The organism is Psychromonas sp. B3M02 (assembly GCF_003318165.1).
In the GTDB taxonomy this organism is placed as follows: domain Bacteria; phylum Pseudomonadota; class Gammaproteobacteria; order Enterobacterales; family Psychromonadaceae; genus Psychromonas.
The window spans coordinates 81,863-95,342 of record NZ_QOCB01000039.1; the positions used below are offsets into that span (position 1 = coordinate 81,863).

At 37.7% G+C, this 13,480-nt stretch carries 14 protein-coding genes and 1 rRNA gene; 9 read left to right on the forward strand and 6 right to left on the reverse strand.

Going from position 1 to position 13,480, the window contains the following annotated elements:
- Positions 1-73: 73 nt before the first annotated feature.
- Entirely contained in the window at positions 74-1,042 is a 969-nt protein-coding gene (locus DS885_RS05645; protein WP_113818428.1) for a TRAP transporter substrate-binding protein, read from the reverse strand.
- A 523-nt stretch (positions 1,043-1,565) separates the two neighbouring features.
- Here DS885_RS05645 and DS885_RS05650 point away from each other — a divergent pair.
- From DS885_RS05650 to pcp, 3 genes are read left to right on the forward strand one after another with little or no spacing between them, the layout of a single operon-like run.
- Positions 1,566-2,258, forward strand: a complete 693-nt coding sequence (locus DS885_RS05650) for a DUF969 domain-containing protein (RefSeq protein ID WP_113818429.1) — start codon at positions 1,566-1,568, stop codon at positions 2,256-2,258.
- Complete coding sequence (locus tag DS885_RS05655; RefSeq protein ID WP_113818430.1) at positions 2,252-3,157, forward strand: DUF979 domain-containing protein; 906 nt, start codon at positions 2,252-2,254, stop codon at positions 3,155-3,157. Before DS885_RS05650 ends, DS885_RS05655 begins: the two co-directional genes overlap by 7 nt.
- Before the next feature lie 8 nt (positions 3,158-3,165).
- Positions 3,166-3,804, forward strand: coding sequence for a pyroglutamyl-peptidase I (gene pcp, locus DS885_RS05660; RefSeq protein ID WP_113818431.1), 639 nt, complete (start codon positions 3,166-3,168; stop codon positions 3,802-3,804).
- A 73-nt stretch (positions 3,805-3,877) separates the two neighbouring features.
- Here the strand turns inward: pcp and DS885_RS05665 are convergent, their stop codons facing one another.
- Positions 3,878-4,702, reverse strand: coding sequence for a 2-keto-4-pentenoate hydratase (locus DS885_RS05665; RefSeq protein ID WP_113818432.1), 825 nt, complete (start codon positions 4,700-4,702; stop codon positions 3,878-3,880).
- Positions 4,703-5,052: 350 nt separating this feature from the next.
- On the opposite strand from DS885_RS05665, the gene DS885_RS05670 reads away from it, so the two are divergent.
- The 3 genes from DS885_RS05670 to DS885_RS05680 are packed head-to-tail and all read left to right on the forward strand — an operon-like array spanning position 5,053 to position 7,844.
- Positions 5,053-5,748: an ABC transporter ATP-binding protein gene (locus DS885_RS05670; RefSeq protein ID WP_113818433.1), complete on the forward strand. Its 696-nt coding sequence runs from the start codon at positions 5,053-5,055 to the stop codon at positions 5,746-5,748.
- Entirely contained in the window at positions 5,748-7,175 is a 1,428-nt protein-coding gene (locus DS885_RS05675) for an ABC transporter permease (RefSeq protein WP_113818434.1), read from the forward strand. Before DS885_RS05670 ends, DS885_RS05675 begins: the two co-directional genes overlap by 1 nt.
- A 6-nt stretch (positions 7,176-7,181) precedes the next feature.
- The gene (locus DS885_RS05680; RefSeq protein ID WP_113818435.1) at positions 7,182-7,844 is read left to right on the forward strand and encodes a DUF3299 domain-containing protein; all 663 of its coding nucleotides are present in this window, start codon (positions 7,182-7,184) and stop codon (positions 7,842-7,844) included.
- Positions 7,845-7,904: 60 nt separating this feature from the next.
- Here DS885_RS05680 and DS885_RS05685 read toward each other — a convergent pair whose 3' ends face one another.
- A complete protein-coding gene (locus DS885_RS05685; protein WP_113818436.1) occupies positions 7,905-8,336 on the reverse strand; it encodes a hypothetical protein in 432 nt (143 codons plus the stop codon).
- Positions 8,337-8,506: 170 nt separating this feature from the next.
- Here DS885_RS05685 and DS885_RS05690 point away from each other — a divergent pair, with 170 nt between their 5' ends.
- Genes DS885_RS05690 through DS885_RS05700 form a run of 3 tightly spaced genes read left to right on the forward strand, consistent with a single transcriptional unit; the run spans position 8,507 to position 10,243 of the window.
- On the forward strand, positions 8,507-9,112 hold the full coding sequence (locus DS885_RS05690) for a flavin reductase family protein (RefSeq protein WP_113818437.1): 606 nt from the start codon (positions 8,507-8,509) through the stop codon (positions 9,110-9,112).
- A complete protein-coding gene (locus DS885_RS05695; RefSeq protein ID WP_258546850.1) occupies positions 9,109-9,546 on the forward strand; it encodes a thiol-disulfide oxidoreductase DCC family protein in 438 nt (145 codons plus the stop codon). The genes DS885_RS05690 and DS885_RS05695 overlap by 4 nt, the downstream gene beginning before the upstream one ends.
- Positions 9,509-10,243 (forward strand): SDR family NAD(P)-dependent oxidoreductase, encoded by a 735-nt coding sequence (locus tag DS885_RS05700; RefSeq protein WP_113818438.1) that lies wholly within the window; start codon positions 9,509-9,511, stop codon positions 10,241-10,243. Before DS885_RS05695 ends, DS885_RS05700 begins: the two co-directional genes overlap by 38 nt.
- 30 nt (positions 10,244-10,273) lie before the next feature.
- Here the strand turns inward: DS885_RS05700 and DS885_RS05705 are convergent, their stop codons facing one another.
- The 3 genes from DS885_RS05705 to rrf all read right to left on the reverse strand — a co-directional run bounded on the left by DS885_RS05705 (position 10,274) and on the right by rrf (position 13,263).
- Positions 10,274-10,669 (reverse strand): DUF2391 family protein, encoded by a 396-nt coding sequence (locus DS885_RS05705; protein ID WP_113818439.1) that lies wholly within the window; start codon positions 10,667-10,669, stop codon positions 10,274-10,276.
- A gap of 36 nt (positions 10,670-10,705) precedes the next feature.
- On the reverse strand, positions 10,706-11,836 hold the full coding sequence (locus DS885_RS05710; RefSeq protein WP_113818440.1) for a DUF3541 domain-containing protein: 1,131 nt from the start codon (positions 11,834-11,836) through the stop codon (positions 10,706-10,708).
- A 1,311-nt stretch (positions 11,837-13,147) separates the two neighbouring features.
- Positions 13,148-13,263, reverse strand: a 5S ribosomal RNA gene (rrf, locus tag DS885_RS05715).
- Positions 13,264-13,480: the final 217 nt, after the last annotated feature.

The window sequence follows — 13,480 nt, forward strand, 5'->3', positions numbered from 1 at the left end:
ACTGCTCAGAATTAGATTATCTAATCCTGAGCTAAGAAGATAACTAGGTCGTTATCATCATAAAAGTAAGTGACTAGTGGTATTCACTTAATAGTGCTTTACCTTCCTCTCCTGCTTCTTCAGCCCATTCTTTAGCCATATCATCACCAATGGCTTTCAGTGACTCCATTAGTTCAGGCGTTGGCTCAACGACCTTCATGCCTTTCGCTGCTAGCTCTTGAGTTTTACTGGTTGTTTCATTCATTGCCATTTCCCAACCGCGCTGTTCTGCAGTGGCTGCGGCAGTTAATAATGCTTGTTGGAAAGATTTGTCTAAACGTTTAAATGCACGTTTATTAACAATCACCATATTTTTAGGGATCCACGCTTGTACGTCAGTGTAGTTATTGACGTAATCCCAAGATTGGCTACTCACACCTGTTGTTGGTGAAGTGATCATCATATCAATAATGCCCGTTGAAAAGGCTTGTGGAATTTCTACTGATTGTACTGTTGTTGGTGAGGCTTCTAATAAAATCGCAAGACGTGATAAAGTAGAGCTATAGGCACGTAGCTTGGCACCTTTAAAATCAGCGATGTTATTGATTGGTTCTTTACTATATAAACCTTGTGGAGGCCAAGGCACAGAATACAAAAGCATCATCCCTTTTTTATCTAACTTAGCTTGTAGCGCTGATTTAGACACTTCATATAGCTTTTTAGCTTGCGTAAAGTTTGTTGCTAAAAATGGTAGGTTATCCAATTTATAAATAGGGTCTTCATTACCTAAGATGCCGATAAAGACTTCACCGATTGGTACTTGTTGTGTACGCACTGCTCTTGGTATCTCTTTATGTTTAATTAAAGAAGCGCCGGCATGCACAATAATTTCAAATTCACCATCTGTTGCTGTTTTTACTTCTTCAGCAAACTGGCGAATATTTTGTGTATGGTGTGTTGCATCAACATAAGGTGTTGCCATATCCCAACGTGTTGCTGCATTTGCTGTTACAGAGGTACAAACCGCCACTGTTAATGCAGCCATTTTAATAAATTGTTTCATAGATCATCCTTATCCTTTATTAACTTACAAAATCAACGTAAATACATATTACGCGTAAATTACATTCAATATATCCAATGATTCGTAAAATGCATGGTTCGTACCATTTTCAAAGATTGATACTTGACCTTGAGTTCTCCCTTCAAGAATAAAATCTAAATAATTGTTTAATAACAACTAAATTTAATTTTCTATTTTCATCTCCCCCTTTTTTAAAAGTAAAACATTAAAATAACAGGCTCTCCTTAAGTCTAAAAACAAACCAAAGTAGTGCGTTAAGCCCCAAATTAGTGCAATAAAAAACAGCTTTGCTTAATCAATTTCTGTTAAATAAGTAATTTGTGACCGCTCAAGCATCTATTTATCAGGATCAAAAAAAGATCTATCACAAACAAGAATATTGGCTCAGTATATGCTAAATACAATTTACACGCATTTTGCATTCAATATAAACACAAAATGTAAACCAACTAAAAATTCAAACTTTGAGTTTCAACAAACACTTTATATTAGGGACAATATTATGATCGATTTATGGCCATTGATCGGCATTGCTATTATTACGATAGGCTTTGCTTTTAGGCTTAATACGTTACTGGTGATTCTAGTCGCAGGAGTGGTGACAGGTTTAGTTGCACATTTAGATCTTATCGAGATCCTATCTATATTAGGCGCTTCATTTACTAAAAATAGATATATGTCGTTATTTATACTTATTTTACCCATGATTGGTTTGTTAGAGCATTATGGCTTAAAAGAACGAGCTGAATCGTTAATCTCCTCCATGAAAAAATCATCCGTTAGTAAGGTCACATTAAGTTACTTATTACTTCGTAAGGTGACCAATGCTATTGGTTTAAGCCTAGGTGGTCACCCTACTATGGTTCGTCCATTAATTGCACCAATGGCCGAGGCTGCTGCAGTAACTGATAATCCAGACTTACCAGTTAAGGAAGGCTTACGTGTTAGAGCTTTTAGTGCAATGAGTGAAAACTTTGCTAATTTCTTCAGCCAATTATTGTTTATTGGTAGTGGCGGGTTGTTACTTATCAAAGGTGTATTAAATGAAAGCGGTTATGCCATGGAGCTGGATGAGATGTATTACTGGGCGCTGCCAACCGCTTTTGCCTCCATATTTATCTTTTATATATTTGCTAAGTTACAGCAACGCCAAATCGATAATGCCAATGCAACTGTGGAGAAAGAGCAATGTTAGAATATGTATATCAAGCAACAGGCTTACTCTTAATTGCCTTTTCACTACAAACCTTTGTAGATACTAGTAATAGCAAACGTATTGGCACTGGCTTATTTTGGTTAATTTACGGCTTATCCTTTATTTTAGGTACTGTCTTACCTGATTGGTTTATCGGCTTAATGGTATTAGCTTTAACCTTGATTGCTGCAGGTGGCTTTATGGGAATAGGTAATTATCGCCACTCTGACCCAGCATTTCGTACAGCCAGTGCGGATAAACTAAAAAATAAAATGTTCATTCCTGCGTTAATCGTGCCTATTGGTACCATCATGTGGTCTAAGTTTACTGGTACCAGCGCATTAATAGGATTAGGGATCAGTGCTTTACTCGCATTAATCGTTGCGTTAATGATCACCAAAGGCAAAGCACAGCAAAGTTTACATGAAGGACGTCGCCTTATTGATGCGATTGGTTGGGCTGCTATTTTATCGCAATTTCTAGCTGCATTAGGTTATTTATTTGGTGAAGCGGGTGTGGGGAATACTGTGTCACAAATAGTGAAAGAGATCGTGCCCGATAGCAACTTATTTGCTTATGTACTTTGTTACACATGTGGAATGGCACTATTTACTATTATTATGGGTAATGCATTTGCTGCTTTTGCCGTGATCACAACAGGTGTCGCTATCCCTTTGTTGATGATAGAGCAATCAGGCGACCCAATCATCATAGGTGTGATTGGTATGTTATCTGGTTATTGTGGGACATTAATGACACCGATGGCCGCTAACTTTAATATTGTGCCCGCTGCATTATTAGAATTACAAAATAAAAACCAAGTGATTTACATGCAATTTTTCCCAGCCCTATTAATGCTTGCCATTAATACGTTCCTTATCTACTTCTTAGCATTTTAAGGTTAATCATGAAAACTATACTTATTACAGGATTTGAACCTTTCGGTGGTGAAAAAATCAATCCAGCACTTGAGGCTATTACACGATTAGAAAGCACACCTATTGAGGGTGCAAAAATTATTACTTGTTCAGTGCCAGTGGTTCATCAAAAATCGATTGATACTGTAATTGCAGCCATTGAACAACACAAACCAGACTTTGTGATGACCGTTGGACAAGCTGGCGGACGTACCGCAATCACCCCTGAACGTATCGCCATTAATCTTGATGATTACCGCATTCCAGATAATGAAGGTAATCAAGTTACCGATCAGCCAGTCGTTGCAGATGGACCTGCGGCATACTTTTCAACTTTGCCGATTAAAGCAATGACCAAAGCGATTCAAGATAAAGGTATTCCAGCACAGGTATCAAGCACTGCAGGTACTTATGTCTGTAATCATCTTTTTTACGGTGTGCAACATTATTTACGCAACTCCACTATTGGCCACGGTTTTGTGCATATTCCACTTATGTCAGAGCAAGCTATTGACGGTTCCAAACCGACTTTATCTTTAGATTTAATTGTTGAAGGATTAGCGGCGGCGGCACAAGCGATTGTTAGCCATAAGCAAGATATTGACTTTCAAGGTGGCAGTATTTGTTAATTAGCTTTGGAAATGGCATAAAAAAAGCGATCTAATAAGATCGCTTTACCTGTTTCTCTATTCGAGGAGTATTTTAGCTTTTAGTATTATCTACTAGTGTGAAGTTCATTTCACATACATCGCCAAATTTCACTGTAGATGTTGCGCCTACTAATGCTTCATGCACACCAGTAATTGCACCTGTGCTACAAATTGAACCTGCAGGCAGTGTGATGCCACGCTCAGCACAACAGTCGATCATAAAGGCTAATGCAGACATAGGACCATTTAAAATACCATCTGTAGCTGCTGTGTTAATTAACTCACCATTGATGCTAGTGCTGGTTTCCATCTTAGTGATCGCATTTTCCCAATCTTCAATAGCAGTGCCTACGATCACACCGTATTGGTTACCAATATCTGAAATAATTGCCGTTGGGCCGTAACTATTTAAGTCCACCACAGGGCTGCTTGCCATTTCGATACCGGCATAAACGGCTTTAACTAAATGAGTCACACCATCAGCAGTATTGATACTACCAGGTTTAATCTCTTGGTTAATTTCTACTACTAACTCAGGCTCAATAGCAATAAAACCACCAGCAAAAACAGGTAGGTCGAATGCTTCACCAGTTGCTTGCTTTTCAGTTAATTCAATATGTACATCTTTAAAAACCGGACCTAGTACACGTACATCACCTAATGTATCGCGCAAATCAGGTGGTATCATGCCTACTTTCCAACCAACGATTTCTTGATCTAAAGCTTCGATAGAGGCGTCTTGTACTTGATAAGCTTCTTTTAGGGTGTTCGGAATAGGCCCTGGAAAACCTTCTACAATACGAATCTCTTTACGTGCACTTGATAGTGCTTGAGCTAGTTCATTAATTTGTACACTCGTTAATGCTTCAGTTGACATAAAATACTCTCACAATGGTTTGATAAGTTTATGGTTGATTAGCGGCAAGTAGGGTTAATACTTGTGCAGTTAAAATCAGTATAAACGTCCTATAAGTTCAAACAAAGTGATTCTTTTGTATTACTTAATGATTTTGACTAAGATCTATTATTCAACAACTTGCTAAAAATAGTCTCTGTGACAGATATATTTAATATAACAAATGACTGACTATTTTTGCCTATGCTTAACTATTCCCTTATCTGACACAAGTATCTCGTAAAATTTTTAAATTTCGTTATGTTATGACCGGATTATTGTTATATTGTAACAAAATGATGTTTGACTATATTTAAATAAATGAGAGAAATATGATCAATATAAATAACTTACGTTTTGCATGGCAAAAAGAGCCCATTATTAATATCGATGCACTCAGCATTGAACAAGGCCAACACCTTTTTATTGAAGGCTCTAGTGGAAGTGGTAAAAGTACACTATTAAATTTATTGGGTGGTGTTATCACGCCGCAAAGTGGTGAGGTTGAAATACTCGGTCAATCATTAAACCAAATGTCTTCAAGCCAAAAAGATAGTTTTAGAGCCAATCATATTGGTTTTATTTTTCAGCAATTTAATCTTATCCCTTATTTAAGTGTCTTAGAAAATATCACTTTACCTTGTACTTTCTCTATTGACCGTAAACAGAAAGCCTTAAGCCGCAGTGGCAGTTTACAAAAAGAAGCGATTCGTTTGCTGTCTGCATTAGGGATTAATGATCCAGCGTTAATAAAACGCAGTGTAAATGAGTTAAGTGTCGGTCAGCAGCAACGTGTGGCAGCAGCAAGAGCGATGTTAGGTAGCCCGGATATTATTATTGCCGATGAGCCAACCTCTGCACTGGATAATGACCACCGCCAAGTGTTTATTAAAATACTCTTTGAAGAGTGCGAAAAAGAAAATATCACGTTAATTTTTGTTAGTCACGATGCTACTTTAAAACACCATTTCTCACATCATATTAATCTTCAAGAACTTAATCAGGTTAGCATTAAGGAGGCCTTATAATGGCTATTTTATCATTAGCTTTTAAGAGCTTACTTAACCGTAAACTGACATTTTTTATCACCCTATTTTCAATTGCAATCAGTGTAACCTTGTTACTAGGTGTACAAACCTTAAAAACAGAAACCAATAGCAGCTTTATGAAAAGTATCTCTGGTACTGATTTAATCATAGGCTCTAGAGGTGCATCATCACAGTTACTATTAAGTTCGGTTTTCCATATTGGGAATACTCCTAACACCATTCAATACAATACCTATAAAAAGATTAGCCAATCACCTGCGGTTGAGTGGGCAGTGCCTATATCAATGGGTGACTCTCATAAAGGTTATACGGTAATGGCTACTGATTTAAGCTTTTATGATTACTTTAGTTTTGCTAATAAACAGCATTTAAAAGTTGATAAAGGCGCAATTGATGATGATATGTTTGCTGTTGTTATCGGCTCAGAAGTTGCTAAAAAATTAAATTATAACATTGGCGATCAAGTGATCGTGACACATGGTGGCGGTGAAATAGAAGGTCATCATCATGACAATATTCCTTTTTATATTAGTGCCATCCTAGCACCCTCTTTCACTGCGATTGACCAAACATTAATTATTTCATTGGAAGCAATGGAAGCAATGCATACTGATAATCACGGTCACTTTGGTGCACTACCTGGAGAACAAATTCTACCGAGTGATAATCATCAAGCGCATAGTGATCACGATGAACATGAACATCATGACGAAGCTATTCATGAAGAACATGCTGACCATGACGAGCATGAACACCATGATGCAGCAGCGCATGCCGACCACGATGCCCATGCACACCACGGTCATCAAGATACGCAAGAGCAACGTGTTGCTCGCTTATTAAAAATAAAACCAGAAAAAATCAATGCTATTTTTGTTGGTTTAACTTCGCCTCAAGCGATTTTAAGCATGCAAAGTTATGTGAATAACTACCAAGCTGAGCCATTATCTGCGATTATTCCTGCCGTTGCGCTTCAAGAGTTATGGCAGTTCTTTAGCCTTGCTGAAGTCGCATTGAACATTGTTACTGTTTTTGTTGTCTTAGTTGGGCTATTAGGTATGTTAAGTATCATCTTAATGAGTCTGAATGAGCGTCGACGTGAAATGGCAATATTACGCTCAGTAGGAGCAAGACCTGGTCATATCTTTGGTTTAATTATTGGTGAAGCTGGTTTTGTTTGTTTTGCTGGTATTTTATTAGGTGTTGCATTACTTTACCTACTTCTGTTTACGCTACAGGCGCCATTAGCAAGCTATTATGGCTTCTATTTAGATATCAATATGCTCACATCTAATGATTGGTTTATCTTAGCAATCATCCAACTAAGTGCTTTAGTGATCGCATTTATTCCAGGGTGGTTGATTTATAAATATTCATTATCAGATGGGATGAGTATTAAGTTTTAGGAAATTATGAAGAAACTATTTTTAATCACTTTATTGCTGGGTTTGACCTCCATGGTGCAAGCCCAGCCAATGAAAATCACATGGCAGGACTTGGAAGGTAAAGTAGAACCTTACCAAGACCCTTTTGCAGATTTAACCGATGAACAGTTATATAATCTTTCTGTGTATGGACGTATTTCAGAGATGCAACGTTTATACCCTGATTACGATCTGACAGAGGCAATGTTACAAGAAGCAGAAGATGCTAAAGCGCAATTAATAGCAGAGAATGTCGATATTGATTATATGTTTGAACAACGCGAAATCATCATTCAAAAACGCGAGAAAGCAGCATTAATCACCAATGATCTATTAGCTGATAGAGAAATTGAAATGTCGGGTTATATGCTTGCGCTAGAATTTGATAAAGGAACAGTTTCTGAGTTTTTATTAGTACCAACAATCGGCGCTTGTTCTCATAAACCTGTGCCGCCAGCGAATCAGTTGATTTTTGTGAAAGCAAAAACACCTGTTGCTGCTGGCTCACCTTTTATGCCGATTAAGATCACTGGTACTTTACGTATAACACCTGAAGTGAAAGACCTGTATCTTGTGGATGGCAATAAAAAGATCACTATGTCATACAGTTTAGACAATGCAATCGTAGAGCCTTACATTGCAACACACTAAATAATACCAATCACTTATTTTATATAACTTGATGGTAACCAACTCATCGCTGCTATCGAGTTATTTATTATTTCGAATCACCTTAAACTCTTTTCCTGCTTCACTTGATAAGTTCACCGTTACCGTTTTATCACCCCAGCCATGCTCATTACATTTAGCACGGACCACCACTTTCTGTAGTTCAGGTTTAATCTGAACATTACACAAACTGCGTGTGAAAGGTTGTTCATTATCATGAGGGTGAAGTAATTTTCTTTCACCTAATACATTACCTTGTAGATCCAACACTTGCCATGCATCAGCATAATGTTCCCAGCCTTGGTCGTTATGATGCACCTGAGTATTAAAACACCAACTCCCATTTTGGCTCTGTGTAGCTTGTACATAAGTTACCTGAGCGAGATCTAATGAAGCCCCTTCAGTATTACTTGCCTGTGCAAAAGGAGTGATAACCAATGATGTTAATAATAAACAAAGAGAAATGCGTTTCATTAGTTCACCTATAGAGTGCTATAAAGGACTATCAAGATAACATAACAAGCTGTTAATTTTATCTGTGGTAGATCTTAAGTTCAGGCATTAACGTATCTTTGAATATTAAAAATAGATGCTAGGGGCTTGTTATCGCCATTCAACATTTCACACAACAACAAATTAAACAGATGCCAACACGAGAGCGTGCGCGTTTTATTAACAGTTTATCGGGATTTAAAAGCGCGAACCTAATTGCCACACAAGACAAGCAAGGTAACACTAATGTAGCCATATTCAGCTCTGTTGTTCACTTGGGTGCCTCTCCTGCGTTAGTGGGATTTATTATGCGTCCAGACACAAGACAACGACACACTCTAGATAATATTATTGAAACTCAAGTCTATACCATTAACCAAGTCTCTGAGGCGTTTTACCAACAAGCCCATCAAACATCAGCACGTTATCCAATAGAAGAGAGTGAATTTGAGATGGCTGGCCTTGAATGTGGTTATATTGATAATGTCCCTTTTGTCAAAGAAAGCAGTTTAAAGTTCGTGGTTAAATTAAAAGAGATACTGCCTATCGCACTTAATAATACGCAGATGGTGATTGGTGAAATTAGCCATGTATTATGCGAAGAGAGTGCGATCAAAGAAGATGGGTATATTGATATAGAGGCGTTGCAGACCGTTGCTATTTCAGGGTTAGACAGTTACCACAGTAGTCAACGTTTAAGCCGATTAAGCTACGCTAAACCAGATTCACCACTTCATCAAGTAGAGGCGTCGAAATGAATATGCAACAGCTTACTATTTTCTATGATGGGCAATGTCCACTATGCAGCTTAGAGATGCAAAGGTTAAAGGAACAGGATAAAGCAGACCAAATCCTACTCGTGGATCTCCATCAATCGGATTTTAATACTATTTATCCTGAGATCGATATTAACCAAGGATTAGCTATTTTACATGGCAAATACCAAGGCAAAATACTCTTAGGTTTAGATGTTACCCATAGAGCTTGGACACTAGTTGGTAAAGGCTGGTTAGTTGCTCCTTTGCAATGGCCAATAATTAAACCTCTCTCCCATCAAGTTTATCTATTAGTTGCTAAATATCGCCAGCCAATTTCAAATTTCATCTACCAACGTTTTGGTATAGGCATTAAACACTGTGAACAAGGAACCTGTTATGGCAAACCCAACGACATTAATCATCGGGGCAAATAGTGAAATAGCAAAAGCATTAGCGTTACAAACAGTCAATAAAAGTAATAATGGACTAATTGTTATTACTCGTGATCCTAGTTTTTATCTGCAACCGCTATTCCGCAACAGTAAAGTCATCACTTTAGCTGATTATCAAGAGTACTCTATCAATGAAGCTATTGATTCGATTAAGGAAAATAAAGCGACGCTGATAACCAATGTCTTTATCTGTCATGGATTATTGCATAACCAGCATATTACCCCTGAGAAACGCTTACAGGCTTTTGATGTGGATAGTTTCACTGAGGTTATGAATGCTAATACCATCACACCTATGTTATGGCTGAAGAATCTCGTGCCGTACTTATCTGGTAAGGAAACCTGTAAAGTTGTTATTTTCTCCGCAAGAGTAGGCAGTATTGCTGATAATAAAATCGGTGGATGGTATAGCTACCGAGCTTCTAAAGCAGCAACGAATATGTTGTTAAAAACCGCAGCCATTGAGCTTGCTAGAACGGCTAAGAATATTAAGCTCATTTCATTTCACCCTGGCACAACGGATAGCCCTTTATCTAAACCATTTCAGAAGAATGTACCAGAAGGAAAACTATTTACTAGCGAGTTTGTTGCCTCACAGCTTTTTGCCATAGTAGACAACAGTGAGTTAGACGGTGAAGTCAGCTTTGTGGATTGGCAAGGTAAAAGTATCCCTTGGTAATAACTTAGGTAGAGTAAGGTTAATGTTTCCTTACTCTTTATCGAAACTATCTACGACAATTGCGCCCATCGATGCAGGCATACTGATAACGATAATACGTTTAATGGCTATCCAAGGAGAGTCAAGGAATGGCAATTTATTAAGACACAATAAAACCAGTGCAACGACAAAAGCAGTCATCAAATAAGCAATCACAATGCGAAAAACAAAGACATAACGTCGTTCAATAATATTAGTTTGGAAAACACTGTGATAGGTATAAAGGCTTAAAAATAGAATGGATAAGAACAACAACATTAACAAGTTAGGTGTGGGTAAAGTTTCACCCAGTTTCCATGCTTCTTCAGAAAAAGAAACGGGTACCGCTAACGCAAATGCCCCTACAAATATCTGACCAGCATCTTCTACATTAAAGCTATATTTCATATAAACCTTTCTTGTTATTTGTTTTGATTAGAAGCGTTATTTATTAACTAAACCATAGGGCACAGACTTAAATAAATCAGGTTGAGCATTCACCGTTGGCGCTTGATGTACACCTTGCCAATCTAATAGCATAATTGCTAATACATTACGGTGTTCGCCTTTTTTAAGGTCAAACTCGCCATCTACAGAAGGTACTAACCCATGCTCTCTATCAAGTGATTTTTGAATAACACTTTGTGTTTGTAGTACAACAGGATCGTCAGCTAAACCAGCAAGTAAAAAATTAATACCCACTTCTGCAATCACATCTTCTTTAGTGCGCTCAATAATCATATCGATATTGTTTCGATAATAATCATAGATCCATTGAAAATCGGTCTCGTTAATTGGAAATTGATAATAGGCTGAAGCAGCAAATATAATGTGGGTTAAACCATACACTTTGTTAATTAACTGTTGTTCAGATAATTGCTGATCTTGATGATCTGGATAGGTTTCTCTGAATGCTTCGATAAATTCTTCAGTTACATCCTGCTCACCTAGTTGCTTTAACCAGTATACTTGATTAGCTAACTGTGCAGCCCAAGCCTTTATCATCTCCTGATTGGTGGCATAGTTAGTAAAATCATAACGACCTATTACTTCCCTTAACTTAGCATCCTGTTGATGTTTCAAGCCATACTCATTTGCACGGGCCATAGAGCCTAATAAATCAACACCAAGGTACAAATATTCAGGTATCGCTTTTGTAACCTGATAACGTAATACACTTCGTTCACTGGCATCTACTAAATAATTATTAATGCGCTTTGCTGAATAAGCAGTTATTTGCGCGGATGTATTCACTTCATTAGCAAAATAGTTTAAACGACTGGCTACTCGAGCCATATCAGACCAAATAGCAGCCGCATATTTATCATCTAAGCTTTGACGGTACATTCTCAGCCCATAGTGGCCAGATTTGAAAGCAGATAAGGTATATAACTGAGATTCATAGGTATTGCGGATCAAAGCAGCATCTTGTTTAAATGCATTGCCAATAATACTTTTATCACTTGAACTATGAGAATTTACATGCGCAGCATCTTCTGAATGAAATGGTTCAAAGAAGGTCATTGTAATCAATAAACACAAAACAACCACTAGACTAAGCATGAGTGATTTCATAACTATTTCCTTATCAATATAATACCAATTGTATTAAATAAGCGATCTCAATTTTGCGCAGGAAAAATGGCTTAGTTCAAGGCGTCATTTAAGCCTTTCGACGATTAACTTCGTTAATAGTCTATTAACGAAAATCACAACGAAGGCGTCAGTTATTTTAACAAGTAAAATAGATCAGTTACTTAGTGTGATGGGTATAACTACCCTTTAATACCAATACATTAATACCCTGATCATTCTATAAAGCCTAATACTATCTACCAAAAATTTAAAAATTAGCAAAATAAACCTATGTTTAATAATGTATTAAGAAAGTAATGAATAATAAGACATTGTTTAAATGCTTAAGTTGCTATTACTAAATAGACATTTTCTAACTCTCTGATATCAATACTAATCAAGAAATGTTGATGCTTAAACTATCGGGCACAATTAAATAGATGACAAGATTCAAACAATGATTCGAAGTTTCGATGATGAGTGCTTAATGAGTAGCGACAGCAATTAAGCATTGCTTGATACTCGGGGCACTGGACCAATGAGCCCAAGGTCAACACATTAAAATCAAAACACTGCAGACTAAAGTCAGCGCCCCTTAGGAGATGTGTCGTAACTTACAATGTTACTCGTCAATTACCTACCTCAAAACTCAACACCTTCGCTCATTGCATAACACTGCGACAGCTATCAAGCGAAGCTTGATATTCGGGCCGCTGGGCGAATTAACCGTCAGGTTAGTCTATGAGCGGGTAAGCTCTGCGCACCCTTTTTTTAGCCTGCCAGTATGCGAGTTATCGCATATGTGTATTAGTTTCGATGAGCGAAGCGAACCAATAAACAGTTCACAACATAAAACATTAAAATCAAAAGAAGCAGCCTAAAGGCAGCGCCCCAAGGTCAAAAGATGTTTCGTAAATACGTTACATCAACATTAAAATTCAACACTTTCACTGATCTCATAACAATGCGACAGCTATCAAGCGAAGCTTGATATTCGGGGCGCTGGCTTTAGCCTGCAGTTTTAATGTGTTGGCTTTTAGTGATATTGTGAGTATTAATCAGCTCCTTAAACACAGAAAACGACCACATTCGGCTAATACCCTAAATGGGAGAAGCTAATGATTATTTAATTTTTAATGTCATAAGCTAAAACCAAAATTAACACAAAGACACTGCAGGCTAAAGCCAGCGCCCCAAGGTCAAAGGATGTGTCGTAAACAGAATAGGTCAGTACGATAAGTATTATATCCTCGAATTTCAGACATAAAAAAACCCTGTCGACGTAAGTCAACAGGGTTCGTTTAATGAGGCGCTTGGCGATGACCTACTTTCACATGGGGAGACCCCACACTATCATCGGCGCAGCTGCGTTTCACTTCTGAGTTCGGCATGGGATCAGGTGGTACCACAGCGCTATGGCCGCCAAGCATAAATTGTAATTAGGAAAGTGATTTTCTAATGTTCTTGTTTTTTGCTCTATCTAATCAGCACTATGTAAATACGCTATCACAAGCGCTTATATTTTAACGTCTTCTTTGACTATCTTGGTCACATAACAACACTACTTAGGTGTTGTATGGTTAAGCCTCACGGGTAATTAGTACAAGTTAGCTCAATACGTTGCCGCACTTACACACCTTGCCT